General features: G+C 38.1%; 18 protein-coding genes and 1 tRNA gene. 11 read left to right on the top strand and 8 right to left on the bottom strand.

Annotation, left to right across the window (positions count from 1 at the left end):
• On the bottom strand, positions 1-96 hold a 96-nt coding region (locus tag ACJMLD_RS08105; protein ID WP_405270337.1), incomplete at its 3' end, for a F420-dependent methylenetetrahydromethanopterin dehydrogenase.
• Positions 97-364: 268 nt separating this feature from the next.
• Positions 365-436: transfer RNA gene (locus ACJMLD_RS08100), tRNA-Val, on the bottom strand.
• Between the two features lie 125 nt (positions 437-561).
• Here ACJMLD_RS08100 and ilvE point away from each other — a divergent pair.
• Together ilvE and uppP are read left to right on the top strand one after the other, a co-directional pair.
• A complete protein-coding gene (ilvE, locus tag ACJMLD_RS08095; protein WP_405270329.1) occupies positions 562-1,485 on the top strand; it encodes a branched-chain-amino-acid transaminase in 924 nt (307 codons plus the stop codon).
• A gap of 12 nt (positions 1,486-1,497) precedes the next feature.
• Positions 1,498-2,331, top strand: a complete 834-nt coding sequence (uppP, locus tag ACJMLD_RS08090; protein ID WP_405270326.1) for an undecaprenyl-diphosphatase UppP — start codon at positions 1,498-1,500, stop codon at positions 2,329-2,331.
• 29 nt (positions 2,332-2,360) lie between these two features.
• Here uppP and cobT read toward each other — a convergent pair whose 3' ends face one another.
• Positions 2,361-3,422 (bottom strand): nicotinate mononucleotide-dependent phosphoribosyltransferase CobT, encoded by a 1,062-nt coding sequence (gene cobT, locus ACJMLD_RS08085; protein WP_405270324.1) that lies wholly within the window; start codon positions 3,420-3,422, stop codon positions 2,361-2,363.
• The gene (locus ACJMLD_RS08080) at positions 3,415-3,972 is read right to left on the bottom strand and encodes a hypothetical protein (protein WP_405270322.1); all 558 of its coding nucleotides are present in this window, start codon (positions 3,970-3,972) and stop codon (positions 3,415-3,417) included. Before ACJMLD_RS08080 ends, cobT begins: the two co-directional genes overlap by 8 nt.
• 79 nt (positions 3,973-4,051) lie before the next feature.
• Here ACJMLD_RS08080 and ACJMLD_RS08075 point away from each other — a divergent pair, with 79 nt between their 5' ends.
• The 8 genes from ACJMLD_RS08075 to ACJMLD_RS08040 all read left to right on the top strand — a co-directional run bounded on the left by ACJMLD_RS08075 (position 4,052) and on the right by ACJMLD_RS08040 (position 14,717).
• Positions 4,052-5,650, top strand: a complete 1,599-nt coding sequence (locus ACJMLD_RS08075; protein WP_405270320.1) for a bifunctional N(6)-L-threonylcarbamoyladenine synthase/serine/threonine protein kinase — start codon at positions 4,052-4,054, stop codon at positions 5,648-5,650.
• A gap of 46 nt (positions 5,651-5,696) precedes the next feature.
• The gene (locus ACJMLD_RS08070; RefSeq protein WP_405270318.1) at positions 5,697-6,248 is read left to right on the top strand and encodes an XTP/dITP diphosphatase; all 552 of its coding nucleotides are present in this window, start codon (positions 5,697-5,699) and stop codon (positions 6,246-6,248) included.
• A 67-nt stretch (positions 6,249-6,315) separates the two neighbouring features.
• Positions 6,316-6,714: a 30S ribosomal protein S15 gene (locus tag ACJMLD_RS08065; RefSeq protein WP_405270316.1), complete on the top strand. Its 399-nt coding sequence runs from the start codon at positions 6,316-6,318 to the stop codon at positions 6,712-6,714.
• Entirely contained in the window at positions 6,704-8,038 is a 1,335-nt protein-coding gene (locus ACJMLD_RS08060; RefSeq protein ID WP_405270335.1) for a DHHA1 domain-containing protein, read from the top strand. Before ACJMLD_RS08065 ends, ACJMLD_RS08060 begins: the two co-directional genes overlap by 11 nt.
• Position 8,039: 1 nt before the next feature.
• The gene (locus ACJMLD_RS08055; protein WP_405270314.1) at positions 8,040-9,227 is read left to right on the top strand and encodes an aconitase X; all 1,188 of its coding nucleotides are present in this window, start codon (positions 8,040-8,042) and stop codon (positions 9,225-9,227) included.
• A 100-nt stretch (positions 9,228-9,327) separates the two neighbouring features.
• Positions 9,328-10,713, top strand: coding sequence for a Mur ligase family protein (locus ACJMLD_RS08050; protein WP_405270312.1), 1,386 nt, complete (start codon positions 9,328-9,330; stop codon positions 10,711-10,713).
• Positions 10,706-12,214, top strand: coding sequence for a Mur ligase family protein (locus ACJMLD_RS08045; RefSeq protein WP_405270310.1), 1,509 nt, complete (start codon positions 10,706-10,708; stop codon positions 12,212-12,214). Before ACJMLD_RS08050 ends, ACJMLD_RS08045 begins: the two co-directional genes overlap by 8 nt.
• Before the next feature lie 181 nt (positions 12,215-12,395).
• The gene (locus tag ACJMLD_RS08040; protein WP_405270308.1) at positions 12,396-14,717 is read left to right on the top strand and encodes a DEAD/DEAH box helicase; all 2,322 of its coding nucleotides are present in this window, start codon (positions 12,396-12,398) and stop codon (positions 14,715-14,717) included.
• On the opposite strand, the gene ACJMLD_RS08035 is transcribed toward ACJMLD_RS08040, so the two are convergent.
• Genes ACJMLD_RS08035 through hisS form a run of 4 tightly spaced genes read right to left on the bottom strand, consistent with a single transcriptional unit; the run spans position 14,714 to position 19,018 of the window.
• Entirely contained in the window at positions 14,714-15,463 is a 750-nt protein-coding gene (locus ACJMLD_RS08035; RefSeq protein WP_405270306.1) for a sugar phosphate isomerase/epimerase family protein, read from the bottom strand. The genes ACJMLD_RS08040 and ACJMLD_RS08035 overlap by 4 nt on opposite strands.
• A 7-nt stretch (positions 15,464-15,470) precedes the next feature.
• Positions 15,471-17,312, bottom strand: a complete 1,842-nt coding sequence (locus ACJMLD_RS08030) for a PINc/VapC family ATPase (RefSeq protein ID WP_405270304.1) — start codon at positions 17,310-17,312, stop codon at positions 15,471-15,473.
• Positions 17,313-17,720, bottom strand: coding sequence for a phosphoribosyl-AMP cyclohydrolase (gene hisI, locus ACJMLD_RS08025; RefSeq protein ID WP_405270302.1), 408 nt, complete (start codon positions 17,718-17,720; stop codon positions 17,313-17,315).
• Positions 17,721-17,722: 2 nt separating this feature from the next.
• Positions 17,723-19,018 (bottom strand): histidine--tRNA ligase, encoded by a 1,296-nt coding sequence (gene hisS, locus ACJMLD_RS08020; protein WP_405270300.1) that lies wholly within the window; start codon positions 19,016-19,018, stop codon positions 17,723-17,725.
• Positions 19,019-19,103: 85 nt separating this feature from the next.
• Between hisS and ACJMLD_RS08015 the strand changes: the two genes are divergently transcribed.
• Positions 19,104-19,955 (top strand): shikimate dehydrogenase, encoded by an 852-nt coding sequence (locus ACJMLD_RS08015; RefSeq protein WP_405270298.1) that lies wholly within the window; start codon positions 19,104-19,106, stop codon positions 19,953-19,955.
• Positions 19,956-19,958: the final 3 nt, after the last annotated feature.

Raw genomic sequence — 19,958 nt, 5'->3', positions numbered from 1 at the left:
GATATTTGGTCTGTCTGCTCTTTCGTCTAACAATAGGTCAATTACTGGTGAAGTACCAATATTACCACTTTTAATAATAGCAATTTTTACTACCATAATTTAGTCTCCTTTATCGATAGTTATAATTATTTATCGGAAACTATTTAAATTTTATTATTTAATATTTTTTATCACTGTATTAATTTTTTTATTAAATATTATTCATCATTTATAGTTAATAGTAAAATTTTATACAATTTGATAATAATCGATAAATTTTTTAAGAAAACAAATGTTAAATATTGTAATAAAGAAGTAATAATTACTATTATTTGGCATTGAAAAAGTAGACTAAAAAAGAAAATTTTTTTAAAAAAAACAGAAGTGGTTCCGACGAGATTCGAACTCGTGATCCCCTCCTTGTAAGGGAGGTATCATACCACTAGACCACGGAACCAACAAGTAATATTATGAATTTACTATTATATATACCTTTCCGTTATTGAGAAAATTATACAATGTAAATCTTATTATATAATAAAAACATATTTATTTACATAGAAAATATTAAGAAGTGATAAAATGGCATGGGACGATAAAGAAACTAAAGTTTGGATGGACGGAGAATTTGTTGAATGGAAAGATGCAAACATTTCAGTGCTTTCTCATGTTGTCCACTATGGTACTGGTGTTTTTGAAGGTATTCGCGCATATGAAAATGAAAACGGCGTTGCAGTGTTCCGTTTAAAAGAACATGTACAACGTTTATTCGATTCTGCAAAAATCTATAAAATTGATATTCCTTACACCCAAGAAGAAATTGAAGAAGCTATTTTAGAAACCCTTCGCGTAAATGATTTAGGGGCATGTTACATCCGCCCTATCGCATTTAGAGGATATGGGGAATTAGGAGTAAATCCTTTAGGCTGTCCTGTCAATGTAGCTATTGCTGCCTGGGAATGGGGATCCTATTTAGGTGAGGAAGGAATGGCAAACGGTGTAGATATTGGTATATCTTCATGGAGAAAACCTGCACCTGACACTTTCCCTGCATTAGCAAAATGTGCCGCTAATTACATGAACTCCCAACTGGCAAAACTCGAAGCTATTGACAATGGATATGATGAAGCCATCATGCTTGACTATGAAGGTCACGTTTCTGAAGGTAGTGGAGAAAACATCTTCATTGTTGAAGGCGAAAAATTGTTCACTCCATCAATGTCATCTTCCAACCTCAAAGGAATCACTAGGGATTCCATAATGAATGTCGCACGTGATTTAGGTTATGAAGTTGTTGAAGAAGTTATTTCAAGAGAAAGATTATATGCTGCTGATGAAGTGTTCTTCACTGGTACTGCCGCTGAAGTTACTCCAATCCGTTCAATTGACCACAGAACTATTGGTATCGGTAAAAGAGGACCAATTTCTGAAGAACTACAATCCGCTTTCTTTGACATAGTTGAAGCCAAAGTAGAAGATAAATACGGTTGGTTATCCTACATCTAAGCGGTGTGAGATATGAATTTAATTCAAGCAATAATTATTGGTGTTGTTCAGGGACTGACTGAATTTTTGCCGGTTAGCAGTTCAGCACATTTAGTTTTTGCTCAAAACATTTTAAATGTTGAAAGCTCTTTGGCTTTCGACGTTTTTCTTCATTTGGGAACTTTGATTGCAGTTTTATGGTTCTTTAGATATGATATTATTAAAATGCTTAAATCATGGTGGTTGAGCATCGGAGATATCTTACAAGGGCGATTTATGCAGGGGTTCCGTGATGACCCTTATAAAAGACTTGCTTGGTATGTTATTTTGGCTACAATTCCTGTTGGTATTGTAGGTGTGCTTTTTGATGATGCCGTCGAAACATTATTTGCAGGCGCACTTTATGTTCCTGCATTCTTTTTGTTTGTAACCGGAACCATTCTTTACCTGTCTCAAAGGATGCCTGGTGGAAACATTAATTTGCATAACATTACTAAAAAAGAGGCATTGTTCATGGGATTGGGTCAGGCATGTGCAATATTGCCGGGTCTTTCACGTTCCGGTACAACCATTTCAGCAGGGTTAGTGGCAGGCCTTGATAAGGAATTTGCAGCCAAGTTCAGTTTCATATTGTCTATTCCAGCAATTTTCGGAGCATTCATATTTAAATTAAAAGACATCGGCTCTGCAATGGACGCTAACTTCCTGCCTATATTTGTAGGTTTTATTGCAGCGATTATTGCAGGTTATTTGGCCATTAAATGGATGTTGGATTTAATTCAAAATAAAAATTTGGATATCTTTGCTTATTATTGTTGGGTAGTTGGTATTGTGGTGTTTATGGGCTCAATAGCTCATATATTCTAAAAATTAAAATTAATAGAGATTTTTAATCTCTATTTACATACTTTTTCTATTTTTCTTCTAAGCTTTTCAACGGAATTTCCTAAGACAAGTGCAGTGTACATTGCCCCTCCAGCTCCTGCACCCTCCTTAACGAATCCTTTCAAGTAGTTTTTCAAACCTTCATATTCCGCATCTTCAAATCTTGGGTCCACTACATTAACGGTAATGTTGTCATCAATCTGTTCTAATATTCCGAACAGATCTGCTGTTTCATCAGCCGCGACAAATACGGTAGTTGCAAGGTTGATTCTTGAAAAGTCAAATGTAGGCTGAATGGATTTTATAACTGCGCAGGTAGCTGCCATTTGAGTTCCGCCAGCTAAAATTATTGGAATATCGGAGCCTAATACAATACCTGCTATTGCAGGGATGGTAGGGTCTCCTACTGCACCGATTGCTTGAATTGCATCAGCTTTGCCAGGTTCGATTCCTGCATTTTTCAATCCTTCATTGACGGTATTTGATTTTAAGTCATGAGGGTTATGAGGCATGCTTCCACTGACCTTTTCGTTGGCCTCATAGCCTAATGCCTTCAAAACACCCAATGCGGTTGTAGTTCCTGCAGCTATGCTTTCACCGATAATGAGCATTTCATGCCTTTGTGACAGTTCGCCACCTAATTCCTTCCCGTTTTCAAATATTTCCAGAGGATTCAAAACGCCTTTTCCAGTTCTTATGTCTCTTCCATAGTCTTTTCCTAAACTGTAATATTCGACATCGGGCTTGATTTTGGAGCCTGCATCGACAATAACAAATGGGATATTTGCAATTTGCAGTGATGCCTTTGTAAGTCTTGCAGGTGTCGGTGCAGCCGCATCGCCAACTACGGTTTCTGCCGGTGCTTCACAGCATCTGACTTCACCTAAAACCATAAACTCGGCATCTGCCGCTGGTGTATATACTGTCAGTTCTGTTGAAGGGCCTGCTCCAGAAATCCCTTCAATTAATGAAGTGTCAGTTGTTCCAATTGTAAGTAAGAATACCGGATCATCACATTCCTGTAATTTTTCAGTCAATTCAGTTGATCCATATGTTTTTATTCCATCAATCATCTATTTCACCTTGTTTTTTCAATAAATCAATAATAATCTTATTTTGGTTAATAATTTTTTTGTTTTGAAGCATGATTTTTTTAAGCATTTCTATTTCAGGCAATTCATCGTCTCTAAAGAATTCCTTGCCGTCTCTTGCTCTAGGTGGAATTTTGATTTGGTCTTTTGGAGGAAGCTTATTTTTTCCATCTTCTTTTGGCGGAACTTTGATTTGATTTTCCGGAGGAAGTGAATTCTTTTCATCTGACCTTGGAGGAATAACGCCTCTTGAAGCACTATCCTCATTGGAAATAAAGTCGACATATCTGTGTGTAACCTTATTTTTGGTTCTCTCCTCAAGCAATTCCATCAATCTGTCATCTACTTCTTTAACACCATGAAGCTGTTCCTGCTCCACCTCGTGCAGCAATCTTTTTTGAATATTGTAAGCATTATAAATTGGAATTCCACGGGTTTCACATTCATTTTTAAACATTTCGCTGATGTTAATGTCTCCTGTTAATTTTTTAACCCTCTTTTGTTCCAGAGTATTTGCACTATAAAATCCCATATTCTACCTTTTGTTTTTTAAATTTAAAAAATATTTTTATATTTTTAAACATAATATACTAATTAATTAAATTTTTCAGTTGATTATCTTGATAAGTTTAGGAATTGAAGGAACAGCAGAAAAAACAGGTGTGGGCATTGTTGATAGTGATGGAAATATCTTAGCTATGGCTGGAAAACAGCTATTTCCAGAAGAGGGCGGTATTCATCCTAGAATCGCAGCAGAACACCATGCAGAATGGATTCCTAAATTAATTCCAGAGACCATGGAGCAATCAGGTCTTTCATATGATGACATTGATCTGATTTCTTTTTCACAGGGGCCAGGTCTGGGTCCGGCCTTGAGGATTGTTGCAACTTCAGCTAGAAGCTTATCCTTATCTCTTAAAAAACCAATCATTGGAGTTAATCACTGCATCGGCCATGTTGAAGTTGGAAAACTTGATACTGGTGCGGTAAATCCTGTTTCCCTTTATGTAAGCGGTGGGAACAGTCAGGTAATAGCTTATGAAAGTGGAAGATACAGAATTTTTGGTGAAACTTTAGACATAGCTATCGGCAACTGCCTTGACCATTTCGGTCGTGAAACCGGTTTGGGACATCCTGGAGGGCCGGTCATAGAGGAATTGGCTAAAGAAGGTTCCTACATTGACCTGCCTTATGTTGTAAAGGGCATGGACTTTTCATTTTCAGGATTGCTGTCTGCGGCTTTAAGGGAGGCTCAAAAGGGAACTCCTATGGCTGACATTTGCTTTTCACTTCAGGAAACTGCATTTTCCATGCTTGTTGAAGTAACTGAACGCGCATTGTCCCACACTCAAAAGGATGAGGTGATGCTGTGCGGAGGCGTTTCCGCCAATTCAAGACTCCGGGAAATGCTTAAGACAATGTCTGAAGAGCATGGCGCCAAGTTTTACATGCCAGAGATGAGGCTTTGCGGTGATAATGGGGTCATGATTGCATGGCTGGGGCTTTTGATGTGCAAGGAATTCGGGCCAATGGATTTGTCTCAAACGGGAATCATTCAGAAATTCAGAACGGATGAGGTCGATATCCCTTGGATTGACAATACCAAGACATATCTGAAATTAAGCGATGACCTGATAGCTAAAGGGGCGGAGTCAAACATTGTAAAAAGCAGCTATCTGGGCAAAAATGCCGTATTGAAAGATAGAGTTCCTAAAGGATATCGGATTTCAGAGATTGACGATAAGATAAGAAAGGCGAGGACAAAAGAGGAAGCGAAACTGCTATCCGATGCAAAGCGCGCCGGAGTTAAGACTCCTGTATTGTATGATATCAATTTGGAAGAGAAATCTATTTTAATGGAAGAGATTGAAGGTCAGATGGTTAAGGACATAATCGATGAGGATTTGGCATTCGCAATCGGCGGGGAAATTGCAAAGCTTCATTCAGCCGACATTATTCATGGAGACATCACAACATCAAACATCATGCTTCAGGATGACAGCTTAGTTTTCATAGACTTCGGCCTTGGAAGATATTCCCATTTGGATGAGGATAAGGCAGTTGACTTATTGGTTTTAAAGAAGTCCCTTCAAAGCATTGACTATAATCTGGCAGTGAAATACTTTGACTGTGTACTGGCGGGGTATGGCAATGATAAAATGGTTAATCACATATCTGACATTGAATCCCGTGGAAGATATACCCACTAGTTTTCTTGGATTAACTATATAAAAAAATGAATTCATAATTAAAAATATGATAACATTTATAACTGGTAACGAACATAAAGTTAAAGAAGCAGAGAATATTTTCAAAGATTATGACATTAATTTGGAGCATATTGATTTAGGTTACTGCGAACCTCAGGGAACTCTTGAGGAAGTGGCTTTATCAGGCGCAAAATATGCTTGTCGTAAACTTGACAAACCTGTGATTGTTGAAGATGCTGGTTTATTCATTAAAGCTTTAAATTGGTTTCCGGGAACATATTCACATTATGTTCAAGATACAATTGGAAATCAGGGAATTTTAAAGTTATTAACAGATACTGATGACCGTTATGCCGAATTCAGGTCAGTTATTGGGTACTGTGCCCCCAATTCTGAGCCCAAGATCTTTTTAGGCAAGGTGTCAGGTGAAATCGCAGTTGAAGAAAGAGGAAATTTAGGATTTGCTTTTGATCCGTTGTTTTATGTGCCTAGTTTAGGCAAGACATTCGGTGAACTTACGACTGATGAAAAAAACCAATTTTCACATAGAAAAAATTCTTTAGAAAAATTCATTAAATGGTATTCTTCACAAGAGTAGCGTTATTTTTCTAATTGATACTTATTGGGCTTATTTAAGATTTAAAAAATTTAAAGAGGTTTATATTATGGCAAGACCAGAATGGGTAACTTATAGTGATGAAGAAATTGAAGAAATGATTTTGAAATTTAACAGAGAAGGTAAAAGTACTTCTGAAATCGGTATTATTTTAAGAGACCAATACGGTATTCCATCCGTTAAGGATGTAACCGGTGAAAGAATTACTCAAATCTTAAAAAGAAACGGTCAAGCTGGCGACTACCCAGAAGACTTATTAAACTTAATTAAAAGAGCAGTTAACATCAGAGACCACTTAGAAGAAAATCCTAAAGATTTACACTCTAAAAGAGGTTTAACCATTATCGAATCCAGAATCAGAAGATTAGCATCTTACTATGTAAGTGAAGGTAAATTACCAGAAGGATGGAGATATAATCCAAAAGAAGCAGCACTCCTTGTTAAATAGGGCTAGCGAAGCTACAGATATGCTTAAGGAGCATATCGAAAAAGATGGCGTTATAAGAATAATTTCTCATAACGATGCTGATGGAATTTCAGCGGCAGCAGTCATAGCGAATGCTTTGGCTGAAGAGAATGTTCAATTCCATACTACAATCATTCCTCGCCTTAAAGGGGATATGGTTAATCAGCTAAGGCATGAAAAATATGACTTGTTTGTGTTCTCAGACATGGGCAGTCCATTCATCAAGGAGTTCAATACATTTAAGCATGATGTTATCGTTGCGGACCACCATCAGGTAGATGAAACTGAATCAGAAAGCAATGTGGTCCACGTCAATCCACATCTGTTTGGCATCGATGGAAGCAAAGACTTGTGCGGTGCGGGTTCAAGCTATCTGACTGTTCGTGAACTCGACAAAAAGCACTTGGCTCACTTTGCTTTGATTGGCGCATTTGGTGATATGCAAGGACAGGATGGCTTCACTGGTGTCAACAAGTTAATCCTTGATGATGCTCTTGAAAGCGGCACTTTGGAAATTCATGAAGGATTAAAGCTTGTTTCCAAAGCATCAGAACCGCTTTTCAAATCATTGGCTTACACTTTCTCACCTCCTCTTCCAAAAATCAGCGGAGATTTGGAGGGGGCACGCGAATTTTTGGAGCGCATGAACCTGTCCTATGGAATCAAATTCACAGATATGGAAGATGAAGAAAAGGACCTATTGAAGGATGCACTCATTTCCATTAATCCTGACATTTTTGGGGACTGCTACACTCTCCCGAAGGAAGTGCCTTTGTTGCGGGATTTAGAGGAGTATTCATATATTCTCGATGCATGTGGCAAAAACAAAAAGCAAGGACTTGGCTTAAGCATTGCACTTGGCGAACGTGATCAGGCTTTGGACGCCGCCTTGAAATTGCAGCGCCAATACCGTGACCAAATCGTTAAAGGTTTGGAATGGGTCAAAAGAGAAGGTGCAGTACAGCTTAACAGCATCCAATATCTATACTCTGAAGATAAGGTTTTGAAATCTGTAATGGGTACAATTGCAAGTATTGGATTGTCTGTTGAATTATTGGACGATTCAAAACCGGTGCTCGGTCTTTCAAGACTTCACAAGGATATTAAAATCTCAGGAAGGACCACTCGTGAAATGGTTGCTAAAGGCGTTAATTTAGGTAAGGCATTGCTGGATTCATCAAATAATTTTGGCGGAACCGGCGGAGGGCATGACATTGCTGCAGGTGCTATGATTCCTTATGAAAGCAAAGACAATTTCCTGCACTTAGTTGATGAAATGGTCGAATATCAATTATCTAATGATTAATATGTTTTTAACAAAAAAAGAAGAACAGATGTGTAATGGGGAGTTTGGGGAAACCATCAGAAAAAGCATGGATATCCTTGTTGCCTTAGGAGATATCTATGGTGCTTCCAAATTGGTTGACATTACTTCCGCACAGGTATCTGGCGTTTCTTATAAAACCATTGGAGATGCCGGTTTGGAGTATCTTGAAGATTTGGCAAAAGAAGGATCTGCTAAAGCTATCATCAATGCTTCCTTAAATCCACCTGGAACCGATTTGGACAATTGGGAAAAATTAGGTTTTCCGGAGGACTTTGCAATCAAGCAAAATCAGATTGTAGATGCCTATGCAAATCTTGGAATTTCCAAAACCTGTACATGCACTCCTTATCTGGTTGGCAATGTTCCAAGATTCAGAGACCATGTTTCCTGGTCGGAATCATCAGCTGTTGCATACGTCAATTCTGTCATTGGCGCTAGAACCAATCGTGAAGGTGGACCGGCAGCACTGGCGGCGGCCATTGTTGGAAAGACTCCATTATATGGTTTCCATTTGGAGCAAAACAGGAAAGCGAATTTGGTTGTCAATGTCAATTGCGAACTCAAAGGTGCCGATTTCGGTGCATTGGGTTATATCATCGGCAAATTCGTTGGCGGAGGAATTCCATATTTTGTATTGCAGAATGCTCCTAACAACAACGACTTGAAAACCTTAGGTGCAGCGTTAGCATCTTCAGGTTCAGTTGCACTTTACCATATGGAAAACGTGACTCCCGAGTTTAATCTTGCAGGAAAGGATGATGTTGAAGACGTAATGTTCATTTCCCAAAATCAAATTAATGAAACTCGCCAGAAATTGTCCACAACTGACAGGCAACCTGATTTAATTTGTCTGGGATGTCCTCATGCATCACTTGAAGAAATCAAGCAAGTGGCCAATATTGTTCAAGGAAAAACCATTAAAAACAAATTATGGATTTGCACATCAGTCAGCGTAAAGGCAACCGCCGACAGGATGGGTTACACTGAAACCATTGAAAGTGCAGGCGGAAATGTTGTCTGCGACACCTGTATGGTTGTAGCCCCTATTGAAGAGATGGGCTTTGAAGTGATTGGTGTAAATTCAGCAAAAGCGGCAAACTATGTTCCGTCAATGTGCGGACTTGATGTTGTTTATAATGATGTAGAAAATCTTATTCAATTTGAATGAGTTTTCTCAAATTCTTTTTTTTAAAATACTTATTTTCTCATTAAACTTTAAATTAAATAACTTCTATAAATTATAGTAAGAAATTGTAAGGAAGGCTACTATGAATTATTTAGTTGTTGGTGCTGGAAATGCTAGCAGGCCTGTTGCAAGGCTGCTAAATCATTTAGGCCATGATGTTGTTATCACTGATTTAAAGGAAAAATCCGAATTCAAGATAGAATTTCAAAGAAGCTTAAATCAATTGGAAAAGGAAGGCGTAAAATTAGACATGGCGAATAAGGACCCTTCTGTTGAAGGCTTTGATGCTGTGTATATGCCACCAACATTGCCTGAATCCGCTCCAATAGCTCAAAAGATTGCAAAGTCTGACTTAAAAATCTTAACCAATGAAGAGTTTTCCAAAATAGTAAATGATTTGATTCCGGTAGACATTATTGGAATTACCGGAACTATGGGAAAAACGACCACTACCTTTATTACAACAAGCCTATTTAAGCAAGCCGGATTTAAGGTCTGGTCCTGTTCATCCCTTGTAAACAACTTGGTTTCAGAAGCCATCATTGACGGCATTGTCACCGGAAAGGCTAATGAATGTGATATAACTATTTTTGAACTTCCACATGGTACAATCGGCCTTTTGAATAGGTTAAATATTAAAATCGGACTTTTAACCAATATTGCTGAAGATCATTTATCTGAGTTTGGAGGCTCCTTGGAATTATACCAGCAGCGTAAACTGGTATTGCAGGCCATGAGCGAAACATTTATAGCAAACAATTCATGTAGGGACATCATTGAAAAAGTTAGGGATGATGCAATCTATTATGCATTGGATGAGGATGTTGATTTTAATGGGATCGTTGGCGACAAGTCATTAACTATAAAATATGAAAATGATGAATTTACAACTCCATTTTACATGATGAGCTATTTCTTTGAAAACTCTGTTGCGGCTTCGGCTGTGGCATTGACATATGGAGTCAAAAAAGGGGATATCATTGATGCATTAACAGAATTCAAGGGCTTGCCTGCTCATATGGAGGATGTCGGTGATTATAACGGCAGGAAAGTAATTCTTGATTCTGCATTTTTATATGATGGAATGAAAATAACCCTTGATTACTTTAAAGACGACAGCGTAGTGTTGTTTTTAGATCATTTTGATACATTGTCCGTTAGGGACAAGGCGGAAGTTGGCCAGCTGGTAAGCAATTATGATATTAAGGTGGTAATTGCAAGCGGATTCAATGAAGTTAACCAGACTGTTGAAATGGAAGCGGCGCAGGAAATCCTTGATGCAATTACAAATCCAAAAATCGAAAAGGTGGCTGTTGAGACAATTGAAAAGGCAGCAGAGTTGACATTTAAATATTCAGTGCCTGGAGATATCATTTTGCATATGGGGCCGCTTATAGCATATGACAGATTGACTACCGTAGACAAGATTATGAAAGGACTTGAAGAAGGAAGTAAAAAGTATGAATAAAAATAAAACCTTTGGTGTTATTGGTGTTTGTGGAGCAAATGGTAATTTAATTGCTAGAATTCTCAAACAAAGAGGATATAATGTTATAGGAACTGATTTATCATTTAAGAAGGATTGTAGATTTGCAAATGCCCTAGAAGGTTATGATATCAATATTTTTTATGGAAAAACTCCGGACGCATTTTTCAAGAAATCCGATTACATAATTCCTCCTGCAAGTTTATCTAAAGATTCTGAATTATTCAAAAAGATTGATAAGCCTATTTTGGAATTGAATGATATTATTGAAATGATTCAGCCTGAAAAGCCAGTATTCGGAATAACAGGCACAAACGGAAAGACTACAATCACCACCTTGCTTAAGAAGGTGGCTTATGACAATGGAATCACCCCTTGCGAGCATAATCTGGAAGGCATGCAGGGCAATGCCGAGTACATTCCGATTCTGCAGTCAAGATTGGATGGGGATGTTGGAATATTGGAAGTGGGAACATTCGGTATTCCGGGCACTGTCGGAAGGGTTGTTAAGAACACTTCGATGTCCGCTGGTTTAATGACGAATATCACTCCTGACCATTTAAATGATTTGGGCAGTTTCATGGATTATGCAAATGTGAAAGCGGAATTCATTAAGGAAATCGGCGATGGCACCCTCATTGTCAATGGGCAGGACCCGACAATAATGGGGCTTTTGAGGGAACTTGATTTTAAAGGGGAACTCATTACCTTTGGCGTTGATGAGCTTCCGGATTCTGTTGCCATGAAGGAATGTGTCTGCGGCAATGAAATTGCTGTTAAAGAGATTATTTCCGGCTGTGGATATTACTTCTGCAAATGTGGCCTGACAACTCCGCAAGTCGACTATATAGCAACAAATGTCGATTTGAAGAATAGGACTTTTGATTTGCACACACCAACTGAAAAGTTAACAGTTAAAATGGCTATTGACGGGCTTCACAATGTTTATAATGTGACTGGAGTCATAGTTGCTGCCCATAAATTTTTGAATTTGCCTTATGAAAAGATTTTACCTTCAATCGCTACTTTCACAGGCGTTAGCGGAAGAATGGAAGAAGTGGGTGAAGTAAATGGCAAAAACATTTTTGTTGATTATGCCCACAATCCGGCAGGTGTGGAGACAGTTTTAAAAGAGTTCAAAAAGCTATTTGGTGATTTCACAACTGTCATCACCGTTTCATCCGAATCAGGATATCCTGGGGATTTGGATATTTTCAACAGCGTTTTGAAATTCTCAAAATTCATTGTTCCAGCATCAACCGCTTCTCAAAAAATAGCCAGTGAAAAGTTAAAGGACAATCCAAAATTGAATGACAGAATATTTTTCAATTATGTCGGCAACTTTGAAAAGACCTCTACTTTAGGCGCTTCCGAAGAGGAAGTAAAAGAAGGAATTAAAAAAGCCTTGAATTTGGATTGTGAAATGATTATAGCTATTGGTGAGGCAGCTACCAAGTTCAAATCCTGTATTTTTGAATTATGAATTCAATTACAATCCTTTTTTTTTAAGATTGGGTTAATATGTACTTTTTTGTAGCGAACATTACTTTTCAAATGCTCTCACTTAATGTTTTATAAGTAGTAAAATTTAATATGATATTAAGGGTTGGGTATAAATTCTTTTACTGTAAATTTATCCAAATAAAAATTATATGGGTTTTGTTATGGCTAGTTATATTAATCATCCTCTATTAAAAAAAGATGCAATAGAATCCAGATTATATCAACAGATTCTTGCAGGGGATGTTTTAAAGAAAGGAAATACTATGGTTGTTGCACCAACAGCATTGGGTAAGACAATTGTAGCTATTTTGGTTGCTGCTGATAGGTTACATAAGGTTAAAAATTCCAAAGTGCTTGTTTTAGCCCCATCAAAACCATTGGCGATACAGCATGAAGCTAGTTTTAAAGAATTTATCAATCTCCCATGCACATCCATCACCGGTGCCGTCAAGACAGATGAGAGAATTAAAAGATGGGAAGAGTCCAGAATCATCTGTGCAACGCCTCAGACTGTTGAGTCTGACCTGTTGAATGGCCGTTATGATTTAAGCAGTGTCTCTTTAATCGTATTCGATGAGTGCCACCATGGTGTTGGATCATATTCCTATGTTTATTTGGCATCTAGATATGTCCAGGAATCTAAGTTTAATTTGATATTGGGACTGACAGCTTCTCCCGGTTCTGATAAGTTTAAGATTAAGGAAGTTTGCCAAAACTTGTATATACAGAACATCGTTGTCAAGACCGAAGACGATGCAGATGTAAAACCATACTTCAATCCGGTAGAAATCGAGTGGGTTAGGGTTAAGATGAGCAGTGAGCTTGAAAAGATAAAGTCATATGTTGATAAATCTTTAAAAGTCAGGCTCAAAGCTTTAAAGAATATGGGCATTATCAGAACAGTGTCTGTTGGTAAAGTGGATATTTTAAAGGCAAGGTCAAGAGTTCAGGGCGAAATTGCAAGAACAACCAATCCAGATAAGGATTTGTTCCAGGCCATTTCCATTTTAAGCGCTGTAATCAATATTCAGCATGCTCAGGAACTTATTGAAACCCAAGGCATCCAGACATTCAATAGGTATGTTGCAAGGCTACGTAAAAAGAAAACCAAAGCGGCAAGGTCATTGATGATGGATGACAATTTTGGTCGTGCTGTCAAAATGGCAAAGGATGCTGAAAAGAATGGCTGGGAACACCCTAAGCTTAGGGAAATTACAAAAATTCTTAAAAAGGAATTGGGTGCTGGAGATGGCCAGACAAAACTTAAAACCACACGCTTTGATGACAAAAGCGATGAGCATTCATCTAAGATAATGGTATTTACACAATATAGGGATACCCTTGAGATGATTCATCAGAAACTTGAAAAAGAGGGAATCAAGTCCGCCAAATTCTTCGGTCAAGCATCAAAGGATGGTGAAAAGGGTTTAACCCAAAAACAACAAAAAGCCATAATCAAGTCATTTAAAATGGGCGAATATGATGTATTGCTTTCAACTAGCGTAGCTGAAGAGGGCATTGATATTCCTGCCGTTGACTTGGTTGTTTTATATGAACCGGTTCCATCTGAAGTCAGGATGATTCAAAGGCGTGGCAGAACCGGCCGTAAGAGAACCGGCCGTGTAAAAGTATTGATCACTAATGGAACAAGGGACGAAGCTTATTACTGGTCAAGCATTAGAAAAGAGGATCGCATGAAAAATCAGTTAATCGATCCTGAAGTATTGGAAGAATTGAATGCCTCTGCGGTTGAGAGAATGGAAAACGAAAAAAACGTTAAGGTCATTGACAGACCTAAAAAGGAGAATAATTTCCCAGTTGTATATGCTGATTCACGTGAAGGCAACTCTAAAGTCATCAGACATTTGACTGAAATGGAAATTGATGTTAAGGTTCAGTCAATGGCAGTTGCAGATTATCAGGTAAGTGATGAAGTAGCCATTGAGAGAAAAACAGCCAAGGATTTTGTCGAATCATTGATTGATAAAAGATTGTTTAAACAGGCCCGTGAACTATCAGAAGAGTTTAAATGTCCTCTGATGATTTTGGAGGGGGACGATTTATATGCTGGCATGGTCAATCCGAATGCCATTCGGGGTGCGCTTGCATCTATTGCAATTGATTTTGGAATAAGCATCATACCTACTAGAAATGCTCAGGATACTGCAGCTATGATAAAAAGGATAGCTGTGAGAGAACAGAATGGTGAAAGAACACCTATTCAAATTAGAACAGATAAAAAACCAGTTAGCTTGCTTGAACAGCAGCTCTTTATTGTGGAATCTCTACCCAATATTGGACCTGTCAATGCTAAGAATCTGCTGGAGCATTTCGGCTCTGTAGCCAATATATTAAACGCTTCTGAAGTGCAGCTTCAGGAAGTTGAAGGTATCGGTTTAAAAACAGCTCAAAACATTAGGCATGTTTTGGATTCAAAATATCTTTACTTTAAAAAGGAAATTAAAGAAAAAAGACTTCTTTAAAAGTTTTCTTTCATGTATCTATAACTGTTTTTGATGGAATCATAGTCATTTACTTCAATGATGTAGATGCCGTCATAATTATTTTTCTCTAAAGTGTTGACTATGTATTTTAAATCAATAGAGCCTTCACCTAATGCAAGGTGATCGTCTTCATCACCAAAATTATCATGGATATGTATGTGTTTAATTGAATCAAAATACATTTCATTTGCAGGATATCCTGCATGATTGGCATGGCCAATGTCTAATGTCATGTACATATCATAGCTTGTGAGAAGTTCATGCAGGTCATACAAGTCGTAATAAATCATAGCATCGAATGTTGGCATATTTTCAATAGTTGTCAATACTCCTAAATCTTGCCCATATTCGCCAATTTCCTTAATTGCTTCATTTGCAGCATCATAAACATCATCTAGAAAGTATTTGTGCGCTAAAAATGAGGCCAATCCGGGATGAACAACAACGGCTTCAGAATTGACTTCATTTGCTAAATCAATGGATGTTTTTATTTGTTCAATTGAGTTTAATCTGCTTTTATCTTGCAGTGATGCAATATTGACATCCATAAATGGGGCGTGTATCGAATATTTTAAATTAAAACTTTCTAATAGTTCAATGTCAATATTTTCACTAGGGTGCTGATGTACGAGTTCAGCGTATTCAAGCCCTAGATTTTCAATAAATTCCAAGGCATTTTCTAAATCATGTTCTATTCCTGCAAGTGTGGATGCTCCAATTTTCATAATATCACTATTTTTGAACAGCAGTAATTTCCAATCCCATTTCAATAGCTTCAATAATGAGATCAGATAGTTCTGTTCCTTTTTTGAGTTTAATTTCACCTTTCTTAGATGTGGTAGCGGTAAGCAAGTATTCCCCGCTTATTAAAATGTCAAAATTCTTTTTCCCGTTATCTTTTCCCAATTCCAAAATCAATTGTTTATTGGTATGTATTATATCAATTTCAAAAGGATTTTTGTTAATAGGCTTGCCTTCAATCACTTCAACGCCAAGGCTTATTCCTACCTTTTCCTCTATCTCGGCGATACGTTTGCCGTTTTTTCCGATGATTTTTGGAACAAATTCTTCTGGAATATAGATATTTGCCCTTTCAGGGGATATTACCTCAACTTCAACTTTGGATTTTTTAGGAAGAATCTTTTTAATCTTTCTTAAGATTTCCTGTTCGGCAATTCTGTCGACTGAGGACTTGTAATGTTCGTCTTGGGAAGTTCCATTGACCAAGTCCATGTCCATTACGATGGTTTGCTCACCGTATGTGTAGATTTCGTTTTTAAGCTCGCCGGTTTCGAAGTCCCTTACTTCAATGACGGGCCTTGCAAGATCCGCTTCCTTCATTCCAGTCGGAACCTTAACGGTCATTTTTGTCTCATAAACGCTTGTGACCTTACCGTCTTCAATGTAGATGCTTGTATCAACAATTGAAGGAATCACACCAAGTTCCACTCTTGAAGCGATTCTTTGGATTGCATCTATAGGGCGGGTTGCATGGACGACTCCGATCATTCCAACACCAGCAAGTCTCATGTCGGCAAAGATGCTGAAATCGCTGTTCTTTCTCAGCTCATCATAAATTGTATAGTCCGGCCTTACAAGCAACAGCACGTCGGCAGTATTTTCCATGCTTCCTTCCAATGGTGAATATTGAGTTATTTCATCTGGAAGCTGCAAATCCCTTGGAGATTCCATGGTCTTTACAATCTTATTTAGTTTTGATGAATAATATTTGGCGATAGCCTGCACAAATGTTGATTTTCCGGCACCGGGTGAACCTGAAATAAGTATTCCTTCAGCACTGGTTCTGATTCTGTTCAATAATTTTTCAGACAGGCGGTATTCATCCAGGCTTATGTTGGCAACAGGCCTCACGATAGTAATTTCCAAAGCCTCTGAAAATGGGGGGTAAGCTATTGAAATTCTGTATTCCCTTGACTGAACTACAAAGGAGCCTTCCTTTTCACTTTCCAAATAGGTTTTCGGGTCGCTTTTTGCCTTATCAAGAATCTCATCAACTATCTCCTTAAGCTCTTTGTAGGAATAGCGCTTTTCATTCAAAACTTCAAAATCGATGTGTCCAGGTGTTCCCTTTTTAGCCATTGGAACCACATTTTCCTTTAGGTGAATGGACATCGTATTTTCATCGAAGAATTTTTCTATTGAAAGAGGCTTTTCAACATATTCCTGTTTGTAATAGTAGACAGGGATTCCTTGGGCTTTAGCGGTTTCGGCCTGCACTTTGTCATTTGTGAGGAGAGTTCCCATTTCGCTTCTGGCCAAGTCCCTTATGATGCTGTCGATTTCACCGCTTTTGGCATATCTGATGTCATAATTGGTTGGCCTTTTTCCTTTAAAGCTAACGGACAATTCCCCTTCGTATTGGAGCTCTTGCAATTTCTGCAATTCCTTTAAACCTTTTCGGCCTTCAGACCTGTTGGCATTGGCCTGGTGTTCTAGTTCACAGACAACCGCTTCAGGCACAATGATTTCAGGATAATCCAAATCTTCCTCTTCAATCAATTTGCTTACTGCACCTATGATGACAGCGCTTGTGTCGGGTATAATACATTTCATTTAATACACATCTTCTGGGTTAACAAGTCTTTCTAAAATGACTTCCAAGTCTTCGTCTTTTAAGTCTTCAATATCAACTTCATTTTCTGTGTTCAGCTTTCTAAAGAAGCATGAACGGTATCCTTCATGGCAAGCCGCACCGGTCTGTTCGATTTTCAAAACGATTGCATCCATATCGCAGTCTACAAGAATCTCTTTAACTTCCTGGAAGTGTCCTGAACTTTCGCCCTTAAGCCATAGCTTGTTTCTTGAAGTGCTCCAATAGTGGGCCTTGCCGGTTTCAATGGTTTTAATCAACGCTTCCCTGTTCATGTTTGCCAGCATCAATATCTGATTTGTTTTTGCATCCTGTGCGATGGCGGTAATCACTTTGATGCCATTGATTTCATGTCTGAAGTTGATTTCCATTTTCATTCCTCTTTTAAGTAATCTATGATGTTATCAATATCAACCAAGCTTTGTTCACCGCTAATCATATCTTTAACGGTAACCTTGCCTTCTGCTAAATCATTAGCGCCAATGATAACCATTTTTTCAACTTTTATCTTATCGGCGTAGTTCATCAGTTTCTTGAATTTTTTGCCGTTCAAATCCACATCGGTTTTAAAGCCGTTCTTTCTTAAAAGCTGAGTAATTTCAAATGCTTTTGGCCTAACATCGGCTGAAATAGGGGCTACATAAACATCCAAGTGGGAAGGCAATTCATCTTTCTCGGTCAACTCTTCAATAGCATTCATCAATCTGTCAAATCCTAGAGCAAAACCGGTTGATTCGACTTCCTTACCTCCGAAGAGCTTGACTAAACTGTATGAGCCTCCACCGCAAATCTGCTTTTGGGCGCCAAGTTCCGGAACATAGATTTCAAACACGATTCCTGTGTAGTAATCGAGCCCTCTTGCAACACCCAAGTTTAGGGTATAGTATTCAACTTGGAATGCTTCTAGCAATGCGATTAATTCTTTGAGTTCTTCCAGTGATTCCTTTGGTTCATCATAAGGCGCAATCAACTCTTCAACATCAGGAATGATGGATTTGTCTCCAACAAGATCAATCAGTTTTAACAATATTTGGTTAAGCTCATCATTATCGATTATTGGTTCGTCTCCACTTAAGGATTCAATAAGCAAATCCTTGTCCCCCTTATCGATGACAACCATGATTTCGCTTTGGGTTTCAGCTGAAATGTCGAAATGTTGGAACAGTCCTCTGATGATTCCCAAATGGTTGATGTTGACATCAGCTGTAGTGATTCCTAAAGCGTTTATCGCATCTGTACACAAAGCAATGACTTCAGCTTCGCCTTGCGGTGTTTTGGCACCAATCAATTCACAGCCGAATTGCCAAAATTGTCTGAATCTGCCTTTTTGAGGCCTTTCATACCTGAAACAGCTCCCGTAATAATATAGTTTAATAGGCTTTGCAGTTGTTTTTTCTAGTTCGTTTAAGTATAATCTGGCAACCGGAGCGGTGATTTCAGGTCTTAATGTCAATTCTCTGTCTGATTTGTCTTTGAAATTGTATAATTGGTTTACAATTTCATCTCCGGATTTTGTTGTAAATAATTTCAATTCTTCAAATAATGGTGTTTGAATCTCTTGATAACCGTAACTTTCAAATACTTTTCTTAAGGTACTTTCCGCTTGCTTTCTTTCTCTCATCTCTTCAAATAAGAAATCTCTTGTACCTCTTGGTCTTGTAAATTCCATTTTTACACTCCTTTGATAAGATATATTATAATTAAGATTTGTATCTGCAAAGTTATATAATCTTTGTTAATCAATTAAATATTATATGAAAATTAAAGGCAGTACAAATATTGTAGGATTAATAGGTCATCCGGTGGAACACAGCTTCTCGCCGCCGATGCATAATGCGGCATTCGATGCATTGGGAATGGATTATGCTTATGTTGCATTCGATGTTAATCCTCAGGATTTGCACTCAGCAGTCGATGGTGCAAAATCCCTCAATATCAAAGGATTCAATGTCACAATTCCCCACAAGATTGAAGTAATGCAATTTTTGGATGAAATCGATGAAGTTGCTGGATTGATTGGTGCAGTAAATACAATTGATTTTAAAGATATGAAAGGCTACAACACCGATGGAATAGGAGCCGTTAAAGCAATTGAAGAAGTGAATTCTATCCAAAATAAAAAGGTCGTTGTTGCAGGTGCAGGCGGCGCATCAAGGGCCATTTCATTTTACCTTGCAAAATATGGTGCCCAGTCTTTGACAATATTAAACAGGAATGTTCGAAAGGCTCAAAGTTTAGCTAGTGATGTTTCAGACTCTGGCCTGATTGGAGATGTTAAAGCAGATTCAATATCTGAAATAGGCAACTGTTTGGCCAATGCAGATATTTTGGTCGATACAACCCCAATTGGAATGCATCCTAACATCAACGATGACCCTATTGCTTTTGCAGAGGATATGCACGAGGATTTGGTCGTATTCGATGCAGTTTACAATCCTAATGAAACTGTACTTTTAAAGGAAGCCATTAAAGCAGGTGCAAAGCCGGTTTATGGAATTAAAATGCTGCTCTACCAGGGGGCCGAAAGCTTTAAGATTTGGACTGGCAGAGATGCTCCTGTTGATGTGATGGAGAATGCTCTAAAAGATACGCTTAGCTTAGAATGATAA

Origin of the sequence: Methanobrevibacter sp. (assembly GCF_045112895.1) — an archaeon.
Lineage (GTDB): Archaea > Methanobacteriota > Methanobacteria > Methanobacteriales > Methanobacteriaceae > Methanocatella.
The sequence above is the reverse complement of the archived record's forward strand: the minus strand, read 5'-3'. Positions and strand labels throughout refer to the sequence as shown.